The organism is Paraburkholderia sp. Tr-20389, from assembly GCF_017104565.1.
Taxonomy (GTDB): domain Bacteria; phylum Pseudomonadota; class Gammaproteobacteria; order Burkholderiales; family Burkholderiaceae; genus Paraburkholderia.
Window position 1 is genome coordinate 89175 of sequence record NZ_JAAGPD010000027.1, and the last position, 25559, is coordinate 114733.

General features: G+C 64.7%; 24 protein-coding genes. 12 read left to right on the forward strand and 12 right to left on the reverse strand.

From position 1 onward, the window contains the following. Nucleotides 1-70: 70 nt before the first annotated feature. The 3 genes from G3N95_RS23550 to G3N95_RS23560 all read right to left on the reverse strand — a co-directional run bounded on the left by G3N95_RS23550 (nt 71) and on the right by G3N95_RS23560 (nt 2534). Nucleotides 71-991 (reverse strand): alpha/beta hydrolase, encoded by a 921-nt coding sequence (locus G3N95_RS23550; RefSeq protein ID WP_205972473.1) that lies wholly within the window; start codon nt 989-991, stop codon nt 71-73. A 194-nt stretch (nt 992-1185) separates the two neighbouring features. Further along, complete coding sequence (locus G3N95_RS23555; RefSeq protein ID WP_205972474.1) at nt 1186-1827, reverse strand: CoA transferase subunit B; 642 nt, start codon at nt 1825-1827, stop codon at nt 1186-1188. A gap of 2 nt (nt 1828-1829) precedes the next feature. After that, entirely contained in the window at nt 1830-2534 is a 705-nt protein-coding gene (locus G3N95_RS23560; protein ID WP_205972475.1) for a CoA transferase subunit A, read from the reverse strand. A gap of 278 nt (nt 2535-2812) precedes the next feature. Here G3N95_RS23560 and G3N95_RS23565 point away from each other — a divergent pair, with 278 nt between their 5' ends. Next, nucleotides 2813-3358, forward strand: a complete 546-nt coding sequence (locus G3N95_RS23565) for a PAS and helix-turn-helix domain-containing protein (RefSeq protein WP_205972476.1) — start codon at nt 2813-2815, stop codon at nt 3356-3358. A 60-nt stretch (nt 3359-3418) separates the two neighbouring features. Here G3N95_RS23565 and G3N95_RS23570 read toward each other — a convergent pair whose 3' ends face one another. Together G3N95_RS23570 and G3N95_RS23575 are read right to left on the reverse strand one after the other, a co-directional pair. Beyond that, on the reverse strand, nt 3419-3847 hold the full coding sequence (locus G3N95_RS23570; RefSeq protein WP_205972477.1) for a thioesterase family protein: 429 nt from the start codon (nt 3845-3847) through the stop codon (nt 3419-3421). 188 nt (nt 3848-4035) lie between these two features. Next, the gene (locus G3N95_RS23575) at nt 4036-4812 is read right to left on the reverse strand and encodes an SDR family oxidoreductase (protein ID WP_205972478.1); all 777 of its coding nucleotides are present in this window, start codon (nt 4810-4812) and stop codon (nt 4036-4038) included. Nucleotides 4813-4997: 185 nt separating this feature from the next. Between G3N95_RS23575 and G3N95_RS23580 the strand changes: the two genes are divergently transcribed. Then, nucleotides 4998-6671 (forward strand): electron transfer flavoprotein-ubiquinone oxidoreductase, encoded by a 1674-nt coding sequence (locus G3N95_RS23580; RefSeq protein ID WP_205972479.1) that lies wholly within the window; start codon nt 4998-5000, stop codon nt 6669-6671. An 89-nt stretch (nt 6672-6760) separates the two neighbouring features. Here G3N95_RS23580 and G3N95_RS23585 read toward each other — a convergent pair whose 3' ends face one another. The 4 genes from G3N95_RS23585 to G3N95_RS23600 all read right to left on the reverse strand — a co-directional run bounded on the left by G3N95_RS23585 (nt 6761) and on the right by G3N95_RS23600 (nt 12072). Further along, the gene (locus G3N95_RS23585; protein WP_205972480.1) at nt 6761-8224 is read right to left on the reverse strand and encodes a tetratricopeptide repeat protein; all 1464 of its coding nucleotides are present in this window, start codon (nt 8222-8224) and stop codon (nt 6761-6763) included. 46 nt (nt 8225-8270) lie between these two features. After that, a complete protein-coding gene (gene aroC / locus G3N95_RS23590) occupies nt 8271-9371 on the reverse strand; it encodes a chorismate synthase (RefSeq protein ID WP_205972481.1) in 1101 nt (366 codons plus the stop codon). Nucleotides 9372-9511: 140 nt separating this feature from the next. Further along, complete coding sequence (locus tag G3N95_RS23595; RefSeq protein WP_205972482.1) at nt 9512-11449, reverse strand: MFS transporter; 1938 nt, start codon at nt 11447-11449, stop codon at nt 9512-9514. Nucleotides 11450-11604: 155 nt separating this feature from the next. Then, a complete protein-coding gene (locus G3N95_RS23600; RefSeq protein WP_205972483.1) occupies nt 11605-12072 on the reverse strand; it encodes a CBS domain-containing protein in 468 nt (155 codons plus the stop codon). Nucleotides 12073-12473: 401 nt separating this feature from the next. On the opposite strand from G3N95_RS23600, the gene G3N95_RS23605 reads away from it, so the two are divergent. The 3 genes from G3N95_RS23605 (at nt 12474) to G3N95_RS23615 (ending at nt 15119) form a co-directional block, all read left to right on the forward strand. Beyond that, nucleotides 12474-13811 (forward strand): O-acetylhomoserine aminocarboxypropyltransferase, encoded by a 1338-nt coding sequence (locus G3N95_RS23605; RefSeq protein WP_205972484.1) that lies wholly within the window; start codon nt 12474-12476, stop codon nt 13809-13811. Then, nucleotides 13808-14653 (forward strand): alpha/beta hydrolase, encoded by an 846-nt coding sequence (locus G3N95_RS23610; protein ID WP_205972485.1) that lies wholly within the window; start codon nt 13808-13810, stop codon nt 14651-14653. Before G3N95_RS23605 ends, G3N95_RS23610 begins: the two co-directional genes overlap by 4 nt. Nucleotides 14654-14795: 142 nt before the next feature. After that, nucleotides 14796-15119: an Mpo1-like protein gene (locus G3N95_RS23615; protein ID WP_205972486.1), complete on the forward strand. Its 324-nt coding sequence runs from the start codon at nt 14796-14798 to the stop codon at nt 15117-15119. Nucleotides 15120-15152: 33 nt separating this feature from the next. Here the strand turns inward: G3N95_RS23615 and G3N95_RS23620 are convergent, their stop codons facing one another. Next, complete coding sequence (locus G3N95_RS23620) at nt 15153-16472, reverse strand: YihY family inner membrane protein (protein WP_205972487.1); 1320 nt, start codon at nt 16470-16472, stop codon at nt 15153-15155. Nucleotides 16473-16628: 156 nt separating this feature from the next. Here G3N95_RS23620 and wrbA point away from each other — a divergent pair, with 156 nt between their 5' ends. The 4 genes from wrbA to G3N95_RS23640 all read left to right on the forward strand — a co-directional run bounded on the left by wrbA (nt 16629) and on the right by G3N95_RS23640 (nt 20080). After that, a complete protein-coding gene (wrbA, locus tag G3N95_RS23625; RefSeq protein ID WP_205972488.1) occupies nt 16629-17231 on the forward strand; it encodes an NAD(P)H:quinone oxidoreductase in 603 nt (200 codons plus the stop codon). A gap of 2 nt (nt 17232-17233) precedes the next feature. Next, on the forward strand, nt 17234-17659 hold the full coding sequence (locus G3N95_RS23630) for a DUF2069 domain-containing protein (protein WP_205972489.1): 426 nt from the start codon (nt 17234-17236) through the stop codon (nt 17657-17659). A 111-nt stretch (nt 17660-17770) separates the two neighbouring features. Continuing rightward, nucleotides 17771-19198, forward strand: coding sequence for an FAD-binding oxidoreductase (locus G3N95_RS23635; protein WP_205972490.1), 1428 nt, complete (start codon nt 17771-17773; stop codon nt 19196-19198). Nucleotides 19199-19225: 27 nt separating this feature from the next. Then, entirely contained in the window at nt 19226-20080 is an 855-nt protein-coding gene (locus G3N95_RS23640) for a metallophosphoesterase (RefSeq protein ID WP_205972491.1), read from the forward strand. Nucleotides 20081-20122: 42 nt separating this feature from the next. Here G3N95_RS23640 and G3N95_RS23645 read toward each other — a convergent pair whose 3' ends face one another. Together G3N95_RS23645 and G3N95_RS23650 are read right to left on the reverse strand one after the other, a co-directional pair. After that, the gene (locus G3N95_RS23645; protein WP_205972492.1) at nt 20123-20284 is read right to left on the reverse strand and encodes a hypothetical protein; all 162 of its coding nucleotides are present in this window, start codon (nt 20282-20284) and stop codon (nt 20123-20125) included. A 168-nt stretch (nt 20285-20452) separates the two neighbouring features. Further along, nucleotides 20453-21391 carry a LysR family transcriptional regulator gene (locus G3N95_RS23650; RefSeq protein WP_205972493.1) on the reverse strand — a complete coding sequence of 313 codons (939 nt, stop codon included), beginning with the start codon at nt 21389-21391 and terminating at the stop codon, nt 20453-20455. 166 nt (nt 21392-21557) lie between these two features. On the opposite strand from G3N95_RS23650, the gene G3N95_RS23655 reads away from it, so the two are divergent. From G3N95_RS23655 to G3N95_RS23665, 3 genes are read left to right on the forward strand one after another with little or no spacing between them, the layout of a single operon-like run. Next, nucleotides 21558-23111, forward strand: coding sequence for an efflux transporter outer membrane subunit (locus G3N95_RS23655; protein WP_205972494.1), 1554 nt, complete (start codon nt 21558-21560; stop codon nt 23109-23111). Between the two features lie 14 nt (nt 23112-23125). Next, nucleotides 23126-25354, forward strand: coding sequence for an FUSC family protein (locus G3N95_RS23660; protein WP_205972495.1), 2229 nt, complete (start codon nt 23126-23128; stop codon nt 25352-25354). Then, nucleotides 25344-25544 (forward strand): DUF1656 domain-containing protein, encoded by a 201-nt coding sequence (locus G3N95_RS23665; protein ID WP_205972496.1) that lies wholly within the window; start codon nt 25344-25346, stop codon nt 25542-25544. Before G3N95_RS23660 ends, G3N95_RS23665 begins: the two co-directional genes overlap by 11 nt. The last annotated feature ends 15 nt before the right edge of the window (nt 25545-25559 follow it).

Here is a 25559-nt window from a genome sequence, read left to right on the forward strand (position 1 = left end):
CGCACGCAAATGCGTGATGCGTGAAAACCGGTCAGTCGAGACCGGTCAGCGACGCCGCGCCAATCTCATATTATGACGCGTCGGCGGCATCCCCGAGAAAGAACCGTTTCGCGATATCGATCTGATCGGCGGAGAGAAACGCGGGCGCATGGCCTACAGCGGGGATTTCGACGCTCGCCACATTGCGCCCCTTCGCGATCATCTGCGCGACGGTTTCGCGCGACAGCAGATCCGATTGTTCGCCTCGCACGACGAGCACAGGACCTTCGATCGCGGCGAACGATTGCCACAGCGCCGCCTCGCCGAGTGCCGCCAGCTCCGGCGTGGTCTGCCTGAACGGCTCCGCGATGCGCGGGTCGTAGCGAAAGCGCCAGACGCCGTCCCGCTCGTGCACGAGCGGCGTATTGATCTCGCGCCATTCGTCCGGGGTCAGCGGGCCGAACGATTCCGCGAGCAACGCCGCGTGATCGATCGCCTCCTGCTGCGTGGCGAACGACACCGGCTGCCCCAGATAGCTGCCGATGCGCTCGATCGACGCCGGCTCCACATGCGGCCCGACGTCGTTGACGATCATCTTGCGAACGGGCGAGTCCTTGAGTCCGGCGAACGCCATGCCGATCAGCCCGCCCATCGACGTGCCGAACCAGTCGACCGATTCCACGCCGAGCCGTGCCACGAGCGTGACCATATCGCCGACATATTGCGGAATGCCGTAGTAAGCGGGGTTGACGAGCCACGACGACAAGCCGCGGCCGACCACGTCCGGACACACCACGCGATACACGGACGACAGTGCCGCCGCGAGCCGGTCGAAGTCGCGCCCCGAACGCGTGAGGCCATGCACGCACACCAGCACGCGGGGGTTGTCCGGCGCGCCCCATTCGGTGTACGCGATGCGATGCAGACCCGCAGGGCTCGCGCATTGCACATAGCGCTGACGGGGCACAGCGGAATCGATTGCAGGCGAAACGGCGACGGGCGTAGCGGTCATCAGGATTTCCCTCGATCGAAAGATGGTGGCGCAGACACGCGCATAAGACACGATCGATTCTAAACCGCTTCGCCTCGTGCGCTCATCGGTGCAACGGCATAGGACGAATGCACGAAACGCAAAAAGAAAAGCGGGCGCGACCTGCATCGCACCCGCTTCAAGGCAACCGCTTCCGGCGCACTGCCGGGCAAAACTTATTTCACAGCGCTCGTGTCGAGCGGCGCGCCCGTCTTCGCCTTGATCTCGTCAACCGTCACGCCGTCAGCCAGTTCGACCAGCTTCAAGCCGCCGTCGACCACGTCGATCACGCCGAGATCGGTGATGATGCGATCGACCACGCCCACGCCCGTCAACGGCAGCGTGCATTCTTCGAGGATCTTGTGCTGGTCGCCCTTCGCGACGTGCTCCATCAGCACGACGACCTTCTTCACGCCGGCCACGAGATCCATTGCGCCGCCCATGCCCTTGATCATCTTGCCCGGGATCATCCAGTTCGCCAGATCGCCCTTCTTGCTGATCTGCATGGCGCCCAGAATGGCCAGGTTGATGTGGCCGCCGCGAATCATCGCGAACGAATCGGCCGACGAGAAAATCGACGAGCCGGGCAGCGTCGTCACCGTCTGCTTGCCGGCGTTGATCAGGTCCGGGTCGACTTCGTCTTCATAGGGCGACGGGCCGATGCCGAGCAGGCCGTTCTCCGATTGCAGCCACACCTCCATGCCCGCGGGCACGTGGTTGGCGACGAGCGTCGGCAGGCCGATGCCGAGGTTCACATAGAAGCCGTCCTGCAGTTCCTGCGCCGCGCGCGCGGCCATCTGGTCACGATTCCAAGCCATGGTTACTCTCCTTTCGCGCGGACGATGCGTTGTTCAATGCGTTTTTCCGGGTGGGCATTCAGCACGAGGCGCTGCACGAAGATGCCCGGCGTGTGGATCGCGTCCGGATCCAGCTCGCCCGTCTCGACGATCTCCTCGACTTCCGCGACCGTGATCTTGCCGGCCATTGCGCACATCGGGTTGAAGTTGCGCGCCGTGCGGCGAAACACCAGGTTGCCCGACTTGTCGGCCTTCCATGCCTTGACGAGCGCAACGTCGGCCGTCAGCGAATGCTCGAGCACGTAATGGTTCTCGCCGAACTGGCGCGTTTCCTTGCCTTCCGCGATGACCGTGCCGAAGCCGGTGTTGGTGAAGAATGCCGGGATGCCCGAGCCGCCGGCGCGCAGCTTCTCGGCCAGCGTGCCTTGCGGCGTGAATTCCAGCTCGAGTTCGCCCGCCAGATACTGGCGCTCGAATTCCTTGTTCTCGCCGACGTACGACGAGATCATCTTCTTGATCTGGCGCGTCTCCAGCAGCAGGCCGAGGCCGAAGCCGTCGACACCGGCGTTGTTGCTGATGCAGGTGATGCCCTTGACGCCGGAATCGCGCAAAGCCGCGATCAGCGCCTCGGGGATGCCGCACAATCCAAAGCCGCCGACGGCGAACGTCTGGCCGTCCTTGACGATGCCTTCGAGCGCGGCCGCCGCGCTTGCGTAGACTTTATTCATCAGTGTGTCCCTTCCTTGATTGGATACCGAAAAATCCGGATCGATGCGACGCCGTTTTTTATTCGACTGGCGCGACGGGCGTGGCCCGACATGCCATTCTAGTCATCTGCGGCGAACGGTGGCGTGACATGGACAAAGCTGCTTTCCAGCGTCCGCCAGGTCCCATCCGGCGCGTCTGCGACGCATCTTGTGATGTGCCGAAAGCGTACGACGCGGCGGCCTTGCGGCACAATACGCAAAAATACATAAGTATTCGTACCGCATCCCTCGCCGATTTCATGCACGCTCTGGATTACCAAACCGCTTTTCATCTCGCCCCGATCGGCCTCGTGCTGGCGCGCGACCGGATCATCGAAGACTGCAACGAGCAGCTTGCCGCGATTTTCGGCCGTACGCGCGAGTCGTTGCTCGGGCAATCGTTCGCGGTGCTGTATCCGTCGCCCGACGAGTTCGAGCGGATCGGCGAACGCATTCCGCCCATCATGACGGCGCAAGGCAGCTACGCCGACGACCGCATCATGAAGCGGGCGAACGGCGAACTCTTCTGGTGCCACGTGACGGGGCGCTCGCTCGATCTATCCGTGCCGCATGCGGCGGGCGTCTGGACGTTCGAAGATCTGAGCGCGACGCGGCGCGTCGCCGTGGAGCTGACGCCGCGCGAACGCGAAATCGCCGCGCAACTGGTGACGGGAAAAACCAGCAAGCAGATCGGACGGATTCTCGACATCAGTTCGCGGACCGTCGACGTCTACCGCGCGCGCCTGATGCGCAAATACGGCACGGGCAACGCGACCGAACTGCTGCAGCGTCTGCTCGGGAACTGACTTCCGATGAATTGCGGCGCCCGCCGTGAACGCGGGCGCGCGTGGACTGCGTGAACGGACTCAGGCCTTCACGAGTTGAGCGTGTTCGATCGTCGAGCGCAGCAGATCCGGGATCGGCACCGACTTGCCGGCCGCGTAGTCGATCCACACGCATTTCGCGGAGCCGCGCGCGTACAGCGTGTTCGGATCGTCAGCACGGAACAGCTCGAAGCCCGTGTCGAAACTGCTGCGCCCCGGTGCGCCGACCGTCATCCGGCCGATCACATCACCCGGATAGTGCAGCTGCTTCAGAAATTCCATCGATGCATTGACGATCACGGGCCCCTGCCCTTCGCCATTGCCGCCGGCGATGCCGAGTTGCTCGAACCAGGAAATCCGCACCTGCTCCATGTAACGGAAATAGACCGTGTTGTTCACATGGCCGAACGCGTCCATGTCGCCCCAACGGATCGGCATGGACATCTCAAAAACGGGGTGGTAATCGCTCATTGCACTTCTTCTACGAGTTGAATCTGGTTTAAAGCGGAATTGCTGGCGTCGCGCCTTCGGTCGCGGCGCCGGCTGGCGTCGTACGCAACGTGCTGAGCGGGCGCAAATCGCGCCCGCCGCGCACGGCTGTCAATGATCGCGCGTTTCGCATTTTCGTGCTGCGAGGCGCGCCAGGCACCTCGCGCCCGTCAGGACAGGCCGAAGCCGTCGTCGGCGGCAATCACTGAGCCGTTGATGAACTGCGATTCGTCGGCGCACAGAAGCAGCAACAGCCCATCGAGATCTTCCGGCTTGCCGACGCGATGCCTCGGCAGCATCGACACCAGCTTTTGCCCCTGATCGGTCGACCAGTGATGATGGTTGATCTCGGTATCGATATAGCCGGGGCAAATCGCGTTCACGTTGATGCCGTGGCGGCCCCATTCCTGCGCCATCGCCTTCGTCATGTGCACGACAGCCGCCTTGCTCATCGAATAGAGCCCGATTTGCGGCAACACCCGCAAACCCGCCACCGATGCGATATTGATGATCCGGTACGGCGGCTTGTTCGTGCCGCCGCTGCGCATGATCATCCGTTTGGCCACTTCCTGCGCCACGAAAAACGCGCCGCGCGTGTTCGTGTCGAACACATATTCGAAATCGGCGGGTGTCACGTCGGTCAGCTTCTGCGTCGTCGAAACGCCCGAATTGTTGACCAGAATGTCGATCGTGCCCGCCTCCGTTTCAGCGTGCGCAACTGCCGATTTGATGCTCTGATAATCGGTCACGTCGAGCGAAACGACCGCTGCCGCGCCGCCCGACGCCTCGATCTCGGCGCGCAATTCTTTCAGGCGTTCGATACGTCGGCTTGCCAGCACGACCTTTGCGCCTGCCTGCGACAACACCATCGCAAACCGCTTGCCGAGTCCACTCGACGCGCCCGTAATCAGCGCCACCTTCCCTTCCAGATTGATCGAACGGCCCATTGTGCTTGTCCTTGGAACGTGGATGTGAAGGGGCGACGAACCGGCGCGGCACGCGCACATGGGTCAACCCCAATTCACAATAATAGAACGATCGTGCTAATCTTGCCTCGTTGTGTTGCAGCGCAGGGATCATTCACTGACAATACGATCCCGAAAAAAGCATTCTAACGGTAAGAGGAGCATCAATGACCCCCGCAAGTCTGATCGAGCAATATGGCCCGCGCGAGTCGATGGAATATGACGTGGTGATCGTCGGCGGCGGCCCGGCGGGCCTGTCCGCGGCCATTCGCCTGAAGCAGCGTGCCGCCGAAAAGGGGGTCGAAATTGGCGTCTGCGTGCTCGAAAAGGGCTCGGAAGTCGGGGCGCACATCCTCTCGGGCGCCGTGATGGACCCGCGCGCGCTGAACGAGCTGATTCCCGACTGGAAGGAAAAAGGCGCGCCGCTGGACGTCGAGGTGACGGAAGACCGCTTCCTGTTCCTGAACGAGACGGGCGCGAAGTCGGTGCCGAACTGGGCGCTGCCCGACAACTTCAAGAATCACGGCAATTACGTGATCAGCCTCGCGAACGTTACGCGCTGGCTGGGCCAGCAGGCCGAAGCGCTCGGCGTCGAGATTTTCCCGGGCTTTGCTGCCGCTGAGGTGCTCTACAACGACGACGGCTCGGTGAAGGGCGTCGCGACGGGCAACCTGGGCATCGGCAAGGACGGCGAGCCGACGGAAAACTTCCAGCTCGGCATGGAACTGCACGCGAAGTACACGCTGTTCTGCGAAGGCGCGCGCGGGCATCTGGGCCGCCAGCTGTCGGACAAGTTCCGGCTGCGCGACGGCGCCGATCCGCAGGTATACGGCATCGGCATCAAGGAACTGTGGGAAATCGATCCCGCGAAGCACAAGCCGGGTCTCGTGATCCACACGGCCGGCTGGCCGCTCGATTCGCAAACCTACGGCGGCTCGTTCCTCTATCACATCGACAACAACCAGGTGATGGTGGGCTTCGTCGTCGGCCTCGGCTATTCGAACCCTTACCTGTCGCCGTTCGAAGAATTCCAGCGCTACAAAACGCATCCGGAAATCCGCAAGTTCCTCGAAGGCGGCAAACGCGTGTCGTACGGCGCGCGCGCGATCACGGCAGGCGGTCTGTTGTCGCTGCCGAAGCTGGTGTTCCCAGGCGGCGCCCTTGTGGGCGACGATGCTGGCTTCCTGAACGCCTCGCGGATCAAGGGCTCGCATGCCGCGATCAAGACGGGCATGCTCGCCGCCGACGCTGCGTTCGACGCCGTGCAAGCAGGACGCCAGAGCGACGAACTCGCGGCCTACCCCGAGTCGTTCAAGACCTCTTGGCTGCACACCGAGCTTTATCGCGCACGCAACTTCAAGCAGTGGATGAGCAAGGGCCTGTACCTGGGCACGCTGATGGTCGGCATCGAGCAGAAGCTGATGGGCGGCAACGTGCCGTGGACGCTGCATCACCAGCACTGGGATCACGAGATGCTGAAGCCGGCGTCGCAGTGCAAGCCGATCGAGTATCCGAAGCCGGACGGCAAACTGACGTTCGACCGTCTCTCGTCCGTGTTCATCTCGAACACGAACCACGAAGAGAACCAGCCTGCGCACCTGACGCTCAAGGACGCGAGCGTGCCCGTCAAGGTGAACCTGCAGACCTATGCAGGCCCGGAAAGCCGCTACTGCCCTGCCGCCGTCTACGAGTTCGTGAAGAACGACGACGGCAGCGAGCGGCTCGTCATCAATGCGCAGAACTGCGTGCACTGCAAGACCTGCGACATCAAGGATCCGACGCAGAACATCGTGTGGGTTACGCCTGAAGGCGGCGGCGGTCCGAACTATCCGAACATGTGAATTCGGCGAGTAACGCCACCAGGTCCGCAAACGGAAACGCCGCTCGATGAGCGGCGTTCTTGCATCATGGCCCGGTTACCGCACGGCGCTCACGCCGCCAGCGCTTCCAGCCGCGCGCGGACCTGATCGAGCACGGGCGCCCATGTACCGACGGACGGCTGACGGAACAGTTCGACCGACTGATACCACGGCGTGCGCTCCGTCTCTTCGCCCCAGAACCACGCGGAAACGTGGTCGAGCATGAGCCAGGTCGGCACGCCGAGCGCGCCTGCCAGATGCGCCGGACCGCTGTCGATGGTCACCAGCGCATCGAGATTCACCAGCAGCGCGGCCACATCGTCGAAACCCGCTTCGAACTGCGGCGTCAGGTCGACGACATCCAGGCCCTGCGCCCGCCACTGCCCGACCGTCTGTTCACGCCCTGGCGAAATTGCAAAAAAGCTCACGCCCGGCACGTCGAGGATCCGTACGACCTCGCGAGTGTCGATCGAACGGCGCCTGTCGCGGATATGATCGGGATTGCCGTTCCACACGATGCCGACCTTCCGGTTCCCCGCCGCCGTCGCCGCAGCGACGCGCTCGCGCCAGACCTCGACCCGCGCCGGGTCGGCGCTGAGATACCGTCGCCCCCAGGTGGAAGGATCGTTGACGCCGAGCCGCAGCGGCAAGCTCATCAGACCGCAGTGATAGTCGGGCTTCGTGATGAGGCTCGTTTCGATTGCGATGCCGGCGGGCAGCATGCGCTCGAACAGGTGCTGCATCGGCCCCGCGTAACCGCACACCACGCGACCGCCTTCGCGTTGCGCACGCTCGGCCAGCATCGGCAGAAAGCGCACGGCCCACAGACAGTCGCCATTACCCTGTTCGCCGTAGACGACGAGCGTCTTGCCCGCCAGCGACTCGCCGCGCCAGTTGGGGCTGATGGCAGCCAGCGCAGCCTTCGCGGCGTTCGCATCGTGCGCGAAGGCGACACGCGCTTCATAGTCGAGCCAGCCTTGCGCGTAGCGTCCCGCGCGCACTTCGAGTTCCGACAGATCGAACAACGCATGCGCGTTGTTCGGCGTCATTTCCAGCACGCGATGCAGCAGTGCCTCCGCTTCGCCGAACCGGCCCTGCTCCTTGATGCACAACGCCAGCTTGTGCAACACGATGTGATTGCCGGGCGCCGAGCGAGCGGCTTCGTGAAGCAGACGCTGCGCTTCGGCGAAATCGTCACGGTCCTGAGCGGCGGCTGCACGCCAGACGAGTGCGTTCGCGTCGTTCGGGTCGCGCGCCAGCAGCAGCGCCGTGGAGGATTCGACGAGCGCCCAGTCGCGCAGGATGAAGGCCGTCTGCGCGACGTTGTGCAACAGGCGGGGATCGCAATTCGCGTCCAGCCGGTAAGCCCGCACGAGTGCGTCGACGGCCTCGCGCAGTTGAGCCCGTTCGCCGTTCGCGTGATCGAGCAGCGCATTGCCGAGCGCGAGCCAGTCGGCCGCGACGGCGTCAGGCAAAGCCGTGCGCGCGCGCAGCGGCTCGAACGGGTCGGCCATTGTGAGATTGCTATCGTTCATGTTGACGCCCGTCAGTAGCCGTCGAGTCAGCCGGATCGCGTCGACTTTACGGCGCGCTGGCGGCGATCTTCGGCGTACCGACCACCACATCGCCGCATTGCGCACGGTGCCGCAGCGCATGGTCGATCAGCACGAGCGCGAGCATGGCTTCGGCGATCGGCGTGGCGCGAATGCCGACGCAGGGGTCGTGGCGGCCGAACGTTTCGACGATGGCGGGCTGCCCGCTCTTGTCGATCGAGCGGCGCGGCGTGCGGATGCTCGACGTCGGCTTGATCGCGATCGAGACCGTGATGTCCTGCCCCGTCGAAATGCCGCCGAGCACGCCGCCCGCGTGATTGCCGACGAAGCCTTCCGGCGTCAGTTCGTCGCCGTGCACGGAGCCGCGCTGCGCCACGCTGGCGAAGCCCGCGCCGATTTCGACGCCCTTCACCGCGTTGATACCCATCATCGCGTGCGCGATGTCGGCGTCGATCCGGTCGAACAGCGGCTCACCAAGGCCGACGGGCACGCCCGACGCGACCACGTTGATGCGCGCGCCGATCGAATCGCCGTCCTTGCGCAGCGCGTCCATGTACGCTTCGAGCTGCGGCACGACGTCCGCGTTCGGCGCGAAGAACGGGTTCTCGCGGACGAATTGCCAGTCGACGAACGGCACGTCGATCTCGCCGAGCGCCGCCATGTAGCCGCGAACTTCCGTGCCGAATTTCTCGCGCAGCCACTTCTTCGCGACGGCGCCTGCTGCCACCGTCGGCGCCGTCAGACGCGCGGACGACCGGCCGCCGCCGCGATAGTCGCGAATGCCGTACTTCTGCCAGTAGGTGTAGTCAGCGTGACCGGGGCGGAACGTGTCGGCGATATTGCCGTAGTCCTTGCTGCGCTGGTCCGTGTTGCGGATCAGCAGCGCGATGGGCGCGCCCGTCGTCTTGCCCTCGAAGACGCCGGAGAGAATCTCGACCTTGTCTTCTTCCTGGCGCTGCGTCACGTGACGCGAGGTGCCCGGCTTGCGGCGGTCGAGTTCGAGCTGGATGTCGGCTTCGGCGAGCGACATGCCCGGCGGGCAGCCGTCGATCACACAGCCGATAGCCGGGCCATGCGATTCGCCGAAGGTCGTGACGGTGAAGAGCGTACCGAGGGTATTGCCGGACATGAGCGTCGTCCAAAGAAATGCGGGGAGAGCGATATTATGCCAGCCCCGCCGCTCTGTCGTAGCGCGCAACGGCGCCGCCGGTGGTCATAGGACAAACGGATGACGTGTTCCAGCTGTACCGGGCGCCTGGGTCTCGCACGTTACTTCCGCGCGCCGCGCAGTTCCGTCACGATCTGTTGCAGGCGCTCCGGCACCGCGTCGACCGGTTCGAGCGGCTCGCCGACAGCCAGCGTCAACCGGCTCATCACGCCTTTCTGAATCGGTCGCGGAAAGCGTGCATCCTCGTTGCGCGACCAGAAACTGCCCCACAGGCCGCGCAACGCGACCGGCACGACGGGCACGGGCTTGCGCCGCAAGATTTCCGTCACTCCACGCCGGAACGGATTCATGTCGCCGGTTTTGGTGAGCTTGCCTTCGGGAAAAATGCAGACGAGGTCGCCGTCTTCGAGCGCTTTCGCGCAGGCGTCATAGGCACGCGCGAGCAATGCGGGATCTTCGTGCGCGGGAGCAATTGGAATCGCCTTGGCGTGTCTGAACAGCCATCCGACGAAGGGCGTGCGGAAAATCCGGTGATCCATCACGAAGCGGATCGGCCGCGGGCTTTCCGCCATGATGACGATGGCATCGACATAGCTCACGTGATTGCACACCAGTACGGCCGCGCCTTCATCGGGGATGCGCTCCTCGTGAACGAGCCGGATCCGATAGAACGTGTGCACGAGCAGCCACGCGGCGAAGCGCAGCAGGAACTCGGGCACGAGCGAATAAATGTAGAGCGCGACGACCACGTTCAGCAGCGCCGTCACGAGGAACAGCCCCGGAATGCCGACGCCCGCCGACGTCAGCGCAACGGCCATCAGCGACGACACGATCATGAACAGCGAATTGAGGATATTGTTCGCCGCGATGATCCGCGCGCGATGGCTCGGCTGGCTGCGGCTCTGGATCAGCGCGTAGAGCGGCACGCTGTAAAAGCCGCCGAACATCGCGAGCAGGAACAGATCGGCAAGCACGCGCCAATGCGCGGGCCGTGCCATGAATTCGGCCACCGTCAGCAGATGCCCGGCGGCAGGCAACGCGTGGCTCGCAAAGAACAGATCGATCGCGAACACGCTGATGCCGATCGAGCCGAGCGGCACGAGGCCGATTTCGATGCGCTTCTTCGACAGCCGCTCGCACAGCAGCGACCCCGTACCGATGCCGATCGAAAACGTCGCGAGCAACACGGTGACGACGTCGGGATTCGCGGACAGCACGTCCTTCGCAAAGCGGAAGAACGACGACAGAAACGTCGCGCCGACGAACCACAACCAGGAAATGCCGAGCAGACTCAAAAAGACCGCCCGGTTCTGGCGTGCGAGTTTCAGGTTGCGCCAGGTTTCGCTGATCGGGTTCCAGTTGATGCGCAGATCGGGTTGAGACGGTGTCGACGGCGGCACGAAGCCCGACGCCATCCGCCCGATGACGGCGATCGCCACGCAGCCGAAAGCCAGAATGGCCGCGCCATGCGCGTCCGAGCCCGCCGCCGCGCCGCCCATGATCGTGCCCAGCAGGATCGCGACGAAGGTGCCCATCTCGACCATGCCGTTGCCGCCGACCAGCTCCGATTGCTCCAGATGCTGCGGCAGATAGGCGTATTTGACGGGACCGAACACCGTCGAATGAACGCCCATCAGGAAGGTGCACAGATACAGCAGCACCGCGTTGTGCAGCCAGAAGCCCGCGCCGCCCACCAGCATCACGGCGATCTCGAAGGTCTTCACGAAGCGCGTGAGCATCGCCTTGTCGTACTTGTCGGCAATCTGACCGGAGGTGGCCGAGAACAGGACGAACGGCAAAATGAAGATCGCGGATATCAGAAAAGCTGCGGTATCCGCGTTGACGCCTGAGAAGCGCGCCGCCTGATACGTGACAAGCGACGTGAAGCCGATCTTGAACACGTTGTCGTTCATCGCGCCGAGAAACTGCGTCCAGAAGAACGGCGCGAAACGGCGCTCGCGCAACAGACGGAACTGCGAGCCGTGCTCGCGTGCGCTGCGCTTTGCGCGTTGGGCGGAGGACAACGGACGATCGCTCATGAAGTGCTTGACGGTGGGCAAGTTTCGCCCGGTTTCACGGCCGTTTTGCCGGAACGGCGGACACAAAAAAGCGCGCGGGACACGCGCGCTTCGAGGATGCTGCAGTCATGCGACAGCGGCATGTCGGCAGGCTTCGCGCCGACATCGTGCCGGGCTCAGCGCGACGGCTGCTCCTGTTGCGGCTCGTCTTCGGCGGGCCAGTCGCGGATGTACGCCTTCAGCATCCGGTTTTCGAAGCCCTGCTCTTCGACGACGGCCTTCGCGACGTCGTAGAACGAAATCACGCCCATCAGCTTGCGGCTTTCCATCACGGGCAGATAGCGCACGTGATGCTCCAGCATCATGCGCCGCACTTCGTTGACATCCGTTTCCGGCGTGCAGGTAAGCGGGTGGTCGTCCATGATCTTGCGGATCGTGGTGCTGCCGACACTGCCGCCATTGCGGCTCAGCACCATGATGATCTCGCGGAACGTCAGCATGCCGACGAGGTCGCCGTACTCCATGACGACGAGCGAGCCGATATCGTGTTCGGCCATCGTCGTGACGGCTTCGTTGACTTCCGTATCGGGCGTGACCGTGAAAAGCGTATTGCCCTTGACCTTGAGAATGTCGCTGACGCGCATGATTCGTCTCCTGTCGACGGAAGTTGGCGTGACACCACGCACTCCCGCCCCATACAAAATTGTCGACGGGAGTCAGCGCGTGGCGCCCTACCCCGGTCCCGTGCAACGTGGTTGCGGATGAAGCCTTCAGAAGCATGAAAAGGCATGACTGACTTTCGATCCTAGCGGAAAGGCCTGCAAAAAGGAAGCGGAGGCCCCCGCCGACAGCGCGCCAGCGAACGCCCGACGGGCCCCGCGCCCGGGGCTGTCAGCCGATCCGGAAAGCGTGCCGCGCACCGCATCCGCGCATGTAAGGCACCCGACTGCACTTCGGGCGATAACCGAGTGGTTCGCTTGCGGCACGATGTTACGATGGCCTCCACGCTCACCTTTGCCGGGCTGTCGAGGCCTGGCCGCCCACGATGTCCGCCAACCGTTTCGACACGCTCGCGCTGCATGCGGGTGCCGCCCCCGATCCCGCGACGGGCGCGCGCGCGACGCCCATCTACCAGACCACCTCGTTCACGTTCCGTGATTCCGATCACGCTGCCGCGCTCTTCAACATGGAGCGCGCGGGCCACGTCTACTCGCGCATCTCGAATCCGACCGTCGCCGTATTCGAAGAGCGCGTCGCCGCACTCGAAAACGGCGCGGGCGCGATCGGCACGGCAAGCGGCCAGGCCGCGCTGCATCTGGCCATTGCGACGCTGATGGGCGCGGGCTCGCATATCGTCGCATCGAGTGCCCTCTATGGCGGGTCGCACAATCTGCTCAACTACACGCTGCGGCGGTTCGGTATCGAGACGACCTTCGTCAAACCCGGCGACATCGACGCATGGCACGCGGCGCTGCGCCCGAACACGAAGCTGCTGTTCGGCGAGACGCTCGGCAATCCCGGCCTCGACGTGCTCGATATAGCGACGGTCGCGCAGATCGCACATGACCACCGCGTGCCGCTGCTCGTCGATTCGACGTTCACCACACCGTACCTGCTGAAGCCGTTCGACCACGGCGCCGACTTCGTCTATCACTCGGCGACCAAATTCCTCGGCGGCCACGGCACGACGATAGGCGGCGTGCTCGTCGACGGCGGCACGTTCGACTTCGAAGCGTCAGGGCGCTTTCCCGAATTCACCGAGCCCTACGAGGGCTTTCACGGCATGGTGTTCGCCGAGGAGAGCACGGTCGCGCCGTTCCTGCTGCGCGCCCGTCGCGAAGGACTGCGTGACTTTGGCGCGTGCCTGCATCCGCAAGCCGCGTGGCAGCTGCTTCAAGGCATCGAAACGCTGCCGCTGCGCATGGAGCGCCACGTCGCGAACACGCGCAAGGTGGTCGAATTCCTCGCCGCGCATGCCGCCGTCGAATCGGTCGCGTACCCCGAGCTGCCGACGCACCCCGATCACGCGCTCGCCCAACGCCTGCTGCCGCGTGGCGCGGGCGCGGTGTTCAGCTTCAACCTGCGGGGCGACCGCGCCGCCGGCCGCGCGTTCATCGAGGCGCTGTCGCTGTTCTCGCATCTCGCGAATGTCGGCGATGCACGTTCGCTCGTCATTCACCCTGCATCGACGACGCACTTCCGCATGGATGCCGCCGCGCTTGCTGCGGCGGGCATAGCGGAAGGCACAATACGGCTGTCGATCGGACTCGAAGATCCTGACGACCTGATCGACGATCTCAAGCGCGCGCTCAAGACCGCGCAAAAATCCAGCGAGCGTTCCGCCCAATCACCCGCCGCGGCCCCGCGCAAGGAGTCGGCATGATCGTCGACGTCAACGGCAAATCCGCCTATGTCTACACGGGCGGCAAGGCGTTCGACGCCGCCTTGCCCACCGCCGTCTTCGTTCACGGCGCCGAGCACGATCACAGCGTGTGGGCATTGCAGACACGCTACTTCGCGCACCACGGCTTCGGCGTGCTGGCCGTCGATCTGCCCGGCCATCATCGCAGCGCCGGCCCCGCGCTGAAAACGATCGGCGAGATGGCCGACTGGCTGGCCGCGTTGCTCGACGCCGTGGGCGTGTCGCGCGCATTCGTCGCCGGGCACAGCATGGGCTCACTCGTTGCGCTCGACTTCGCGGCCCGTTACCCGTTGCGCGCGACGCACCTTGCGCTCGTCGCGACAGCCGTGCCGATGGCCGTCTCCGACGCGCTGCTCGACGCCGCCCGCGAACGCGAGCCGGATGCGATTGCGATGGTCAACGCGTGGTCGCATTCGACCCTCGCCGCCAAGCCGTCCTGCCCTGCACCCGGCTTCTGGCTGCGCGGCATGAACGCGCGTCTGATGGAGCGCGTCTCGGCGACAGGCGAGCCGCTGCTCTTTCACACCGATTTCACCGCCTGCAACGCCTACACGGACGGTCTCGCGCGCGCCGCGCAAGTGACGTGCCCCACGCGTTTGCTGGTCGGCCAGCGCGACATGATGACGCCGCCGCGCGCAACCAGGGCACTCGCCGACACGCTGCGCGCTGCGAATGTGCCCGTCGATACCGTCACGCTCGACGCCGGCCATGCGCTGATGTCCGAGCAGCCCGACGACACGCTCGACGCGCTCTTTACATTCGCGACGGCACGCGCTGCCGGCCGTCCACAAGCAGCACATTAACGGCCCGGAGCAACGCCCGCCATTGGCCGGATGGCCAGCTTGCACGCATCTGACGATAGCAGCAGAATGACTCCATACCTGTGCGGTTCGGGCGGCGCCACGGCGCTCCCGAACGTTCGGCAGGCGGGCAACGGAGGCGATCATGAGCCATCAGACAACGCACGACGAACACTTCGCGAACTTCGCGCAGTTCTATCCGTACTATCTGACCGAGCATCGCAACACCGTGTCGCGGCGGCTGCATTTCATCGGATCGCTGGGTGTGATCGGTTTTGCCGCGATGGCGCTCGCGACGGGCGACTGGCTGTGGCTGCCGGCCGCCGTGGTGTGCGGCTACGGCTTTGCGTGGGTCGGCCATTTCTTCTTCGAGAAGAACCGGCCCGCAACCTTCCGGCATCCCATCTATAGCCTGATGGGCGACTGGGTGATGTTCAAGGACATCTGCACGGGGCGCATTTCGCTGTAGCGTCGCCGCCAGGCGTAAACGCTCAGGTCACGCTTACGCCGTCTGACGGGGTAAGGCCGCCGCCCCGTCCATGCCTCCAGCGTTCTGTTGCGCGGCGCCACGCGCAACAGCCCGCGCCGCCAGCAAGCTTGCAAGGCTCACCTTGAGACTATCGTTATCGAGCGCGCCAAGCAGTGTTGCGCTGTCCACTCGCGTCGAGTCGAGATTCAGCTGATACGTCAATTCCGCGCGGTCGACCACGAACAGATCGAAGAGTCGTTCGACGGTAATCTGGTTCGGGTTCGCGACCAGCAGAAAACGCGGACGTTGGCCGTTTTCATCCAGCTGCACGATCCAGTCGATCGCTTCGAGCTGCTGCAACAGGCGCACCGTCGTTTCCATGTCGCGGCGCAACGCGCGCGCGAGTTCCGGCACCGTGTAGCCGTGCGTGCCCGCGTCGCGCGCTTCGACGAGGCGCGCGAGCAGTTCGAGCGTGTCCAGCAGATCGCTGCCCGGAAAGTCCGGACGATGGAATTGCCCCGTGCGGATGGCGGGCAGCGCCGACGCGATCATCGCGCCCGCCAGTGTGATGAACCAGCTCAGGTACATCCACAGCAGGAAGAGCGGCACGACGGCGAACGCGCCGTACACGGCCGTATAGGTCGGAATGCGCCGGATATAGAAGCCGAAGCCGCGCTTGGCCAGTTCGAACGCGATCGCGGCCGTCACGCCGCCGACGATGGCATCGCGCCATTCCACCCGGCAGTTCGGCAGAAACACGTAGAGCATCGTGAACGCGAGCACCGTCAAGGGCAGCGTCGCACCCGCGAGCGCCCATTCGATCAGCGGCGTGATGCGCTGCGCGGCCGTGTAGGTCATCGACTGCGTGAACAGATAGGAAGAGATCGACAGACTCACGCCGATCAGGATAGGACTGAGCGTCAGGATCGCCCAGTAGGCGAGCACGCGCTGCGCGAAAGGCCGCGCCTTGCGCACGCGCCAGATCACGTTGAACGCCGACTCGACCGTCATCATCGTCATCACCGACGTGACGAACAGGATGATCATGCCGAGCGTGGTCAGTCCCTTCGCTTTCGATGCGAACTGATTCAGATATCTGAAGATCTGGCTGCTGACCTGGTCGGGCATCAGATGCTCGGCGAGAAAAGTCTGCAGCGATACCTGGAACTGGGCAAAGATCGGAAACGCGGTGAAGAGCGCGAACGCGACCGTCGCCAGCGGCACCAGCGATAGCATTGTCGTGAACGTGAGACTGCCCGCCACCTGCGGAATGCGATCCTCGCTGCTGCGCTTCGCGGCGAACTCCGCGAGACGTTTGAGCGTGTCGAGATCGAGACGCAACCTGGACAACAAACCGACCTCCTCCACTTCAGTGCACGCGAACCACGGACAGCCAACCCGCGATCGACCCTCAATGGGCCGCAAGACCTGCGCGAACAAGCCGCGCAGACGAACTCACGGCACCGCCAGCGAACCCACCCCTATAATACCCGTTCACTGCCAATGCCTATGAAAGACATCCTCGTGCTTTACTACAGCCGTCACGGCGCCACGCGCGAACTCGCGCTGGCCATCGCGCACGGCGTCGACAGCGTTCCCGGCATGCAGGCGCGCGTGCGCACCGTGCCACCCGTCTCGACGGTCTGCGAAGCGACGCAGCCCGACATTCCCGCAGAAGGCCCGCCGTACGCGGAACTGCGCGACCTCGAAGAGTGCGCGGGACTCGCTCTCGGCTCGCCGACCCGCTTCGGCAACATGGCCGCCTCGCTCAAATATTTTCTCGACGGCACGACGCCGCAGTGGCTCTCGGGCGCGCTTGCGGGCAAGCCGGCCTGCGTGTTCACGTCGACGGGCAGCCTGCACGGCGGCCAGGAATCGACACTGCTGTCGATGATGCTGCCGCTCCTGCATCACGGCATGCTGATCGTCGGCATTCCGTACACCGAAAGCACGCTGACGACGACGCAAACGGGCGGTACGCCCTACGGCGCGTCGCACTTCGCGCGTGCGGACTCGGCGGGCCACGGCATTTCCGCCGACGAGAAGACGCTCGCGATTGCGCTCGGCGCGCGGATCGCGCGCACGGCCGCATCGATGACCGAGCGGCCCTGACCATGCCGCGCGACGCCGCCGCTTCGACCGGTCACCCGCAGGGCAACCGCGCCGCCGCATCGGGCGCGCTGCTTGCGCTCGTCGCACTGATCGCGCTGTGCGTCGCGTGGGAGTGGTGGCTCGCGCCGTTGCGCACGGGCGGCTCGCTGCTCGTGCTCAAGGCCGCACCGTTGCTGCTCGCGCTGCCGGGCGTGTGGCGCAAACGGCTTTACACACTGCAATGGGCGTCGATGCTGAGCCTGCTGTATCTGATGGAAGGCATCGTGCGCGGCATGTCCGATCGCGGCCTGAGTGCGCGGCTCGGCTGGTGCGAGGCACTGCTCGCCGCCGCGTTTTTCGTCTGCGCGCTCGCTTATGTCGCACCGTTCAAGCGTGCGGCCAAACGCCGTGCAGGCGGTGAAAGCGGGCCGGCAGGCGGTCCCGTCTGATCGTCCGGCGCGGAGGCGGCCCCAGCCAGGTCTCCCCGCGCGTCATCGCAGCTAATGCAAGCCTCGCCTCACGCAAGAGCCGCACACGTTCCACCGCACTGACCGACCAACATGAATTCCGTTGCTCCATCGTCCTTCATCGCGGCATGCGCCAAAGCCATCGGCGCTGCGCACGTCCTCGCCGATCCGCACGACACCGCCCCTTACCTGACCGACTGGCGCCGCCGCTATACGGGTAGCGCGTGCGCGGTGCTGTGTCCGTCGACCGCCGAAGAAGTCGCCACGCTCGTGCGCCTCGCCAATGAACGCCGCATCGCACTCGTGCCTCAAGGCGGCAACACGGGCCTCGCGGGCGGCGCCACGCCGGATGCGAGCGGCGCACAAGCCGTGCTGAGTCTCAGGCGCCTGAACCGCGTGCGCGACGTCGATCCGCACAACAACACGATCACCGTCGAAGCGGGCGTCGTGCTGGCCGACGTGCAGGCACGCGCCGAAGCGGCGGAACGCCTGTTCCCGCTGAGCCTCGCGGCGGAAGGCAGTTGCACGATCGGCGGCAATCTGTCGACGAACGCGGGCGGCACGGGCGTGCTGCGCTATGGCAACACGCGCGAACTGTGTCTCGGGCTCGAAGTCGTGACGCCGCAAGGCGAGTTGTGGGACGGGCTGCGCGGACTGCGCAAGGACAATACCGGCTACGATCTGCGCGACCTCTTCATCGGCGCGGAAGGCACGCTCGGCATCATCACGGCCGCTGTCATGAAGCTGCATCCGCAGCCGGCCGCGCAGGTGACGGCGCTCGCCGCGCTGCCGTCGCCGCATGCCGCGCTGGATTTCCTGTCTCTCGCACAACGTCACGCCGGACCACTGCTGACGGGCTTCGAACTGATGTCCGATTTCTGCCTGCGGCTCGTGAACCGCCATTTCCCGCAAATGCGCTATCCGTTCGCCGAGCCGCACGCGCAGATCGTGCTGCTCGAACTGTCGGATAGCGAAAACGAGGAACATGCGCGCGCCCTCTTCGAACGGTTGATGGAAACGGCGCTCGAAAATGGCCTCGTCGAGGATGCCGTGGTCGCGGAAAATCTCGCGCAATCGCAGGCGTTCTGGGATCTGCGCGAACACATTCCGCTCGCGCAGGCCGAGGAAGGGTTGAACATCAAACACGATATCGCTGTGCCGATTTCGCGCATCGGCCACTTCATCGAGGAAACGGACGCGTCGATCTCGGCGGCCGTGCCGGGCGCGCGCATGGTCACGTTCGGCCATCTCGGCGACGGCAATCTGCATTACAACGTGCAGGCACCCGAAGGCGTCGATGCGAAGCAGTTTCTCGCTCAGTACCAGAGTGCGATGAATCAGATCGTCTACGACAGCGTCCATCGGCATCGCGGCAGCATCAGCGCGGAACACGGACTCGGTCAGTTGAAGATCGACGAAGCGGCGCACTATAAGTCGGACGTCGAAGTGCGTCTGATGAAGACGCTGAAAGCCGCGTTCGATCCGCTGAACCTGATGAATCCCGGCAAGGTGCTACGCTAAGAGCATGAGAATCTGCGAGAGGCGTTCATGAAAATTCGCGTGCTGTCCGATCTGCATCTGGAAAACGACGCGCCGGAAATCATCCCGCATGCGGACGCCGATCTCGTCGTGCTGGCAGGCGACATCCACAATCACGCAGAAGGATTGCGCTGGGCAGCCGAAACGTTCGACGGCGCGGTCCCCGTCGTCTATGTGCCCGGCAATCACGAGTATTACGACGGTGAGTTCGGCGCACTGGAAGCCGCGATGCAGGATGCCGCCACGAGCATCGACAACGTGCACTACCTGAACAACGCGGCGCTCGTCGATCCACGCGGACAGTGGCGCGTGCTCGGCACGACGCTGTGGACCGACTTCGATCTGTACGGCACGGATGAGGAGACGCGGGCGACGTCGATCGCCGCTGCCGAGCGTGCGATGCTCGACTACCGCGGGCTGATTCAGGTGACGTGGACGGCGGGCAACGATGCGAACCGTGCGGGCGGGTCAGGCGGATTGCAGGACGGATTGCCGGACAACACGCCGCGCAATCTGACTCCCGCCGATACGCTTGCGATGCATCGCCATGCGCGTGCGTGGCTCGAAGGCGAACTGGCGAAACCGTTCACGGGAAAGACGATCGTCGTCACGCATCACGCGCCCCATCGGCGCAGTCTCGCCGAGCGTTACGCGGATGACCCTGTGTCGTCGGGCTTCGTCAATCATTTGCCGTCGCTGGTGCGCGAGCCCGTGGCACTGTGGGTGCACGGCCATACGCACACGGCATTCGATTACGTGGAAAACGGCACGCGTGTGGTATGCAACCCGCGTGGTTACCTTGACCGGCGCACGCGCGCGCTCGAGAACGCGGTGTTCGCGTGGGACAAAGTGGTCGAAATCTGACGCAGCTTCTGACGCAGCCGAAGCCTGCGGATCAGACCACCCTCACATTCCGCCGATATCGCGCGAGCGGCGCACCGGCCGCTCGATGCGCACGGGCACCAGCCGCGGCTGCGGCCGCAAACGCCGCAGCAGATCACGCGACGCGGCAATTCCAATCAGTCCGACCATGACGGCGACGCCGATCATCAGCAGATGCGTATCCATGTTGTCCTCTTCGATTCCAGATGTGCTTGCGTGCCGAAATAGCCGGCCTTGATGAAACGTTAGCAAACCCGATGCCGCGAGGGAAGTAAGCAAGTGTTGCAATGCGACAGCCGGATGTAACAGTCCGTCAAGGCTGTTCCACGGACATTGCGCCGTCGGATGCGAATTTCAAGTGCGCGCGAACTTGCGCAGTTCGGCCTGATCGGCGGCGAGCGTGGCGGGCAGTTCGTCGCGCAGGAACTCGACCCACGTGCGGATCTTCGCGTCCAGGTACTGCCGCGACGGGTACAGCGCGTACACGTTCATCTCCTGCGAGATGTACTCCGGCAGAATCCACACGAGTTCGCCGCTGCGCAGGCCGGCAATCGCCGAATAGATGGGCAGCACCGCGACACCCATGCCTTCGCGCACCGCCACGGCCATCGCCTCGGCGACGTTGATCTGGAACGTCGCCGCGCCCAGATGCAGCGTTTCCTGTCCGTTCGGACCGTCGAAGGTCCATTCGTCGGCGGGCATCACGGGTGTGATCATCTGCAGGCATGTGTGCCCGCGCAGATCGGACAGCGTCTGCGGCACGCCATTGCGCTCCAGGTAATCGGGCGAAGCGCACGCGATACTGAACGCGCTGCCCAGACGCTGCGACACCAGGCCGGAATCCGGCAGGGTCTGCGCGAGCACGAGTGCCACGTCATACCCTTCGTCCAGCAGGTCGGGCATGCGCTGCGCGAGTGTCAGTTCGAGATGAACGTCGGGATACTTCTGTTGATAGCGGCCCACGGCGGGCACCACGTAGTGCTGGCCGAAGCTCGTCATCGCGTGAACTTTCAGCTTGCCGGACGGGCGCGCATGCGCGTCGCTGGCCTCGGCTTCCGCCTGATCGACATACGCGAGAATCTGCTCGCACCGTTGCAGATAGCGCTCGCCTGCTTCCGTCAGCGCGATCCGGCGCGTCGTGCGGTTCAAGAGACGCGTGCGCAGATGCGCCTCCAGATCGGACACGGCGCGCGACGCGTAAGCCGTCGTCGTATTGAGATGCTGGGCCGCGCCCGTAAAGCTGCCCGCTTCGACGACGCGGACAAATACGCGCATGTTCTGAAGCGTATCCATGGTCTACATCCAATCAATCTTTCAGTATGGGAAGGATTGTTGCACGATTTGGAAAGGCGATTATCTCATTTTCGGTAAGTATGCGTTACACCCTTGCTGGTTATTCGCTAATTGATCGAAAAATATAATTCTCCATAAGGGTCTATCGCCATTTGGGGAGCAAATCGTGCAGTTTCCGGTAAAAAAAGGGATCGCCGCGCTGTCGGTTCTTACGATCTCGTTGATAATCGCCGGTTGCGCGAGCACGGGACACATTGCGCCCCAGTCGACCAGCACCGAGCCCGCCTCGCTCGACGTCGGCGCCGCGATCCGCGCAGCCAACGCCGACGCGCAATGGCCCGCCGCCGACTGGTGGCGCGCCTATAACGATCCGCAGCTGAACGCGTGGATCGAGCAGGCACAGGCGGGCAGCCCGTCTCTCGCGGCGGCGCAGGCGCGCGTGCGCGAGGCGCAGTCAATCGCCGGCGTCGCGAAGTCGGCCGAATTGCCGCAAGTCAACGGCAGCATGCAGATCCAGCGCAAGCAGTGGCCGGACAACGTCTTCTACGGTCCGGGCGAACTGGCCGGCCAGCAGTCGTGGAACAACACGGCGGAACTCGGCCTCTCCTATCACCTCGATCTGTGGGGCAAGGACAAGAACGCCACCGAGGAAGCGCTCGACCTCGCGCACGCGCGCGCCGCCGATTACCGCGCCGCGCAGCTCGAACTCGAAGCGAACATCGTGCGCGCCTATATCCAGATGTCGCTGAACTACGCGCTGCTCGACATCGCGAAGTCGACGCTCGAACAGCAGCAACAGGTCGCCGCGCTTGCGAACCGGCGGTTGAAAGGCGGCATCGGCACGCAGCTCGAAGTCGCGCAGGCGGAAACGCCGCTGCCCGAATACGAACGCCAGATCGACGCGATCGAGGAATCGATCGCGCTCGGCCGCAATCAGCTAGCCGCGCTCGCAGGCAAAGGTCCGGGCGCGGGCGATTCGATTACGCGTCCGCAACTCGCACTGTCCGGCTTCGCCGGTCTGCCGTCGACGATGCCTGCCGAGCTGATCGGTCATCGCCCGGACATCGTCGCGGCGCGCTGGACGGTCGCCGCCCAGGCGCGCGGCATCGACGTCGCGAAGGCCGACTTCTATCCGAACATCGATCTGCTGGCGTCCGTCGGCGGCTATGCGGCGATGGGGCCGCTGTTCGGCTTCCTGAAGTCGCAGGCGGGCGGCTGGACGGCGGGCCCCGCGCTGTCGCTGCCGATCTTCACGGGCGGACGTCTGCGCTCGCAACTCGGCGCCGCATCGGCGGGCTACGACGTGGCCGTCGAGCAATACAACCAGTCGATCGTCAATGCGCTGAAGGAAATCGCCGACGAAGTCGTGCGCATGCGTTCGCTCGATACGCAGTTGAACGACGCACAACGTTCCGTCGCGACGGCGAACAAGACCTATCAGCTGGCGCGCGAAGGTTATCGCCGCGGCCTGACCGACTACGTGAACGTGCTGATCGCGCAGACGCAACTGCTGCGCGCACAGGAAGGTGTCGCGAAGGTCCGGGCCGGCCAGTTGCAGGCGCACGCGACGCTCGTCGCGGCACTGGGCGGCGGCGTGATCGATCCTGCCGACGGTCCTTCGCAAAAGGACGTGCTGCCCGCGCACGGCAAGGGCAAAGACAAGGGCTCGAAAGCGGACGCTGCGGCGACCGCTTCGACGGGCACGCCCGCTGCCCACTGACAGGAGCGACGTCAATGTCCTCGAACTCTCCCGTCTCCCGCACGCATCGGACACCCGGCGCGTTCTACGCCGCGTTCCTCGACTGGGCGCGCACCGACGGCCGCACCTGGATCTATCTGTTCAAGGCGCTCGCCGCGTGCTTTCTCGCGCTCGGCGTCGCGATGAAGCTCGACCTGCCGCAGCCGCGCACCGCGATGACGACCGTGTTCATCGTGATGCAGCCGCAAAGCGGCATGGTGTTCGCGAAGAGCTTCTACCGGATCTGCGGCACGCTGATCGGCCTCGTCGTGATGATGGCGCTGATCGGACTGTTTTCGCAGCAGCCCGAACTGTTCATCATCGCGACGGCGATCTGGGTCGGTATCTGCACGGCGGGCGCCGCGCGCAACCGCAATTTCCGCTCGTATGGCTTCGTGCTCGCCGGCTACACGGCCGCGCTGATCGGTATCCCGGCGTCGCAGCATCCTGACGGCGCGTTCATGACGGCGCTCACGCGGGTCGCCGAAGTCGTGGTCGGCATTCTCTGCTCGGGCGTGGTGAGCGCGCTCGTGTTTCCGCAGCACGCGGGCGAGCAGATGCGCAGCACCGTGCGTGCGCGCTTTTCGTCGTTCGTCGACTACGTGTGTGCGGCGCTCTCGGGCAAGGTCGATCGCGCGCGCATCGAGGACACCAACGCGAAATTCGTCGCCGATGTAGTCGGCTTCGAAGCCGTGCGCAGCGTCGCCGTGTTCGAAAGCCCCGACTCGCGGATGCGCAACGGCCGCCTGTCGCGTCTGAACAGCGAGTTCATGATGGTGTCGACGCGCTTTCACGCGCTGCATCAGTTGATGAACCGCCTGCGCGTGTCGGACACGGCGGGCACGACGGCTGCCGTCGACGCGCTCGAACCGTATTTCCGCGAGATTTCGCCGTTGCTGAGCAAGTCGGGCGAACCGGTGCTGACGGCCGCCGACGCTGCGCACGCGGCCGCGCAGCTCGAAGCGTTCAAGGCGGACTTGCCGAAGCGCGTACGCGTGACGCGCGCCGAACTCGAACGTCACGCCGACGTGCCGCTGCTCGATTTCGACACGGGCGCTGAACTGCTCTACCGCTTCGTCGACGATCTGCATGCGTACGCCGCGACCTACGCGTCGCTTGCCGTCGCGACGCACGAGCGCGAACGCTGGATCGCGCGCTACGAGCCTAAGACGAACGGCATCGCGGCAGGTGTCGCGGGCTTGCGCGCGGCGATCGTGATGATGATTCTCGGCGCGTTCTGGATCGCGACCGCGTGGCCGAGCGGCTCGACGCTGACGCTGAACGCGGCTGCCGTGTGCGCGCTGGCGTCGTCGTCGCCGAACCCGACGCGCACCGCGTTCCAGATGGCGGCGGGCACGATCCTGTCGTCGATGCTCGCGATGTGCCTGACCTTCGGCATCTATCCGCATATCGACGGCTTTCCGCTGCTGTGCGCCGCGCTCACGCCGTTCCTCGCGTTCGGCGTGTGGATGACGACGCGCCCGAAGCTCGCGGGTTACGGCGTCGGCTACTGCATCTTCTTCTGCTTTCTCGCCGGTCCGGACAACGTGATTCACTACGACCCGAGCAGCTTCATCAACGACGCGATGGCGCTCGTGATTTCGATGCTGGTTGCGTCGATCGCATTCGCCGTGCTGCTGCCGCCGTCGACGCCGTGGCTACGCAACCGGCTGCTGGTCGATCTGCGCGCGCAGGTCGTGCTCGCGTGCCGAGGGCGCATCGGACGGCTATGGCGGCTGCGCACGCGCTTCGAGAGCGGCGCGCGCGACCTGATGCATCAGATCAACGCGCTGGCGGCGAGCGAAGCGGAAGTCAGACGCGAGACGATGCGCTGGATGTTCGCGGTGCTGGAGATCGGCAATGCCGTGATCGACCTGCGCAGCGAAGTCGCGACGCTGCCGCGCGATGCGCGCTATGCGCCGTCGATGCCGTGGCGTGTCAGTCTGCGCGTGACCTGTTCGGCTGTGAGCCGCCTGTTCGAGCGTCCGCGCGCCGAGCGTCTCGACGGTGCGCTGGCCGCGACGGCCGACGCGATCGCCGCCGTTCAGCAGACGCTCGCGACCTTCACGCCGCCGCGCGACGAGCGTCATCAGTTGCAACGCATTTTGAGTCATCTGCATTTCATCCGGAGCGCGCTGCTCGATCCGCAATCGCCGCTGGGGCAACTCGACGGCGCTGGCGGCACGAACGGCGACGCGCCACAAGGAGTTCGCCATGCCACGTGAGATTGCCGTTCTCGACGCGTACGTTCCCGCCATCGTGCTGCTGTTCATCGCGGGCGCCGCGATCACCTGGGTGCTCGATCGCGCAGTGGCCTGGACGGGCCTGTATCGCGTCGTGTGGCACCCATCCCTGTTCCGCGCGAGCCTGCTCGTGTGTGTGTGCGGCGTACTGGGCCTCGCCGTTTATCGTTGAACCGAGTCGAATCGA

What these genes read in the sequence shown, in the direction of transcription:
- G3N95_RS23550 (WP_205972473.1), bottom strand. Translation starts at nt 991, where the DNA reads ATGACCGCTACGCCCGTCGCCGTTTCGCCTGCAATCGATTCCGCTGTG.
- G3N95_RS23555 (WP_205972474.1), bottom strand. Translation starts at nt 1,827, where the DNA reads ATGGCTTGGAATCGTGACCAGATGGCCGCGCGCGCGGCGCAGGAACTG.
- G3N95_RS23560 (WP_205972475.1), bottom strand. Translation starts at nt 2,534, where the DNA reads ATGAATAAAGTCTACGCAAGCGCGGCGGCCGCGCTCGAAGGCATCGTC.
- G3N95_RS23565 (WP_205972476.1), top strand. Translation starts at nt 2,813, where the DNA reads ATGCACGCTCTGGATTACCAAACCGCTTTTCATCTCGCCCCGATCGGC.
- G3N95_RS23570 (WP_205972477.1), bottom strand. Translation starts at nt 3,847, where the DNA reads ATGAGCGATTACCACCCCGTTTTTGAGATGTCCATGCCGATCCGTTGG.
- G3N95_RS23575 (WP_205972478.1), bottom strand. Translation starts at nt 4,812, where the DNA reads ATGGGCCGTTCGATCAATCTGGAAGGGAAGGTGGCGCTGATTACGGGC.
- G3N95_RS23580 (WP_205972479.1), top strand. Translation starts at nt 4,998, where the DNA reads ATGACCCCCGCAAGTCTGATCGAGCAATATGGCCCGCGCGAGTCGATG.
- G3N95_RS23585 (WP_205972480.1), bottom strand. Translation starts at nt 8,224, where the DNA reads ATGAACGATAGCAATCTCACAATGGCCGACCCGTTCGAGCCGCTGCGC.
- aroC (WP_205972481.1), bottom strand. Translation starts at nt 9,371, where the DNA reads ATGTCCGGCAATACCCTCGGTACGCTCTTCACCGTCACGACCTTCGGC.
- G3N95_RS23595 (WP_205972482.1), bottom strand. Translation starts at nt 11,449, where the DNA reads ATGAGCGATCGTCCGTTGTCCTCCGCCCAACGCGCAAAGCGCAGCGCA.
- G3N95_RS23600 (WP_205972483.1), bottom strand. Translation starts at nt 12,072, where the DNA reads ATGCGCGTCAGCGACATTCTCAAGGTCAAGGGCAATACGCTTTTCACG.
- G3N95_RS23605 (WP_205972484.1), top strand. Translation starts at nt 12,474, where the DNA reads ATGTCCGCCAACCGTTTCGACACGCTCGCGCTGCATGCGGGTGCCGCC.
- G3N95_RS23610 (WP_205972485.1), top strand. Translation starts at nt 13,808, where the DNA reads ATGATCGTCGACGTCAACGGCAAATCCGCCTATGTCTACACGGGCGGC.
- G3N95_RS23615 (WP_205972486.1), top strand. Translation starts at nt 14,796, where the DNA reads ATGAGCCATCAGACAACGCACGACGAACACTTCGCGAACTTCGCGCAG.
- wrbA (WP_205972488.1), top strand. Translation starts at nt 16,629, where the DNA reads ATGAAAGACATCCTCGTGCTTTACTACAGCCGTCACGGCGCCACGCGC.
- G3N95_RS23630 (WP_205972489.1), top strand. Translation starts at nt 17,234, where the DNA reads ATGCCGCGCGACGCCGCCGCTTCGACCGGTCACCCGCAGGGCAACCGC.
- G3N95_RS23635 (WP_205972490.1), top strand. Translation starts at nt 17,771, where the DNA reads ATGAATTCCGTTGCTCCATCGTCCTTCATCGCGGCATGCGCCAAAGCC.
- G3N95_RS23640 (WP_205972491.1), top strand. Translation starts at nt 19,226, where the DNA reads ATGAAAATTCGCGTGCTGTCCGATCTGCATCTGGAAAACGACGCGCCG.
- G3N95_RS23645 (WP_205972492.1), bottom strand. Translation starts at nt 20,284, where the DNA reads ATGGATACGCATCTGCTGATGATCGGCGTCGCCGTCATGGTCGGACTG.
- G3N95_RS23650 (WP_205972493.1), bottom strand. Translation starts at nt 21,391, where the DNA reads ATGGATACGCTTCAGAACATGCGCGTATTTGTCCGCGTCGTCGAAGCG.
- G3N95_RS23660 (WP_205972495.1), top strand. Translation starts at nt 23,126, where the DNA reads ATGTCCTCGAACTCTCCCGTCTCCCGCACGCATCGGACACCCGGCGCG.
- G3N95_RS23665 (WP_205972496.1), top strand. Translation starts at nt 25,344, where the DNA reads ATGCCACGTGAGATTGCCGTTCTCGACGCGTACGTTCCCGCCATCGTG.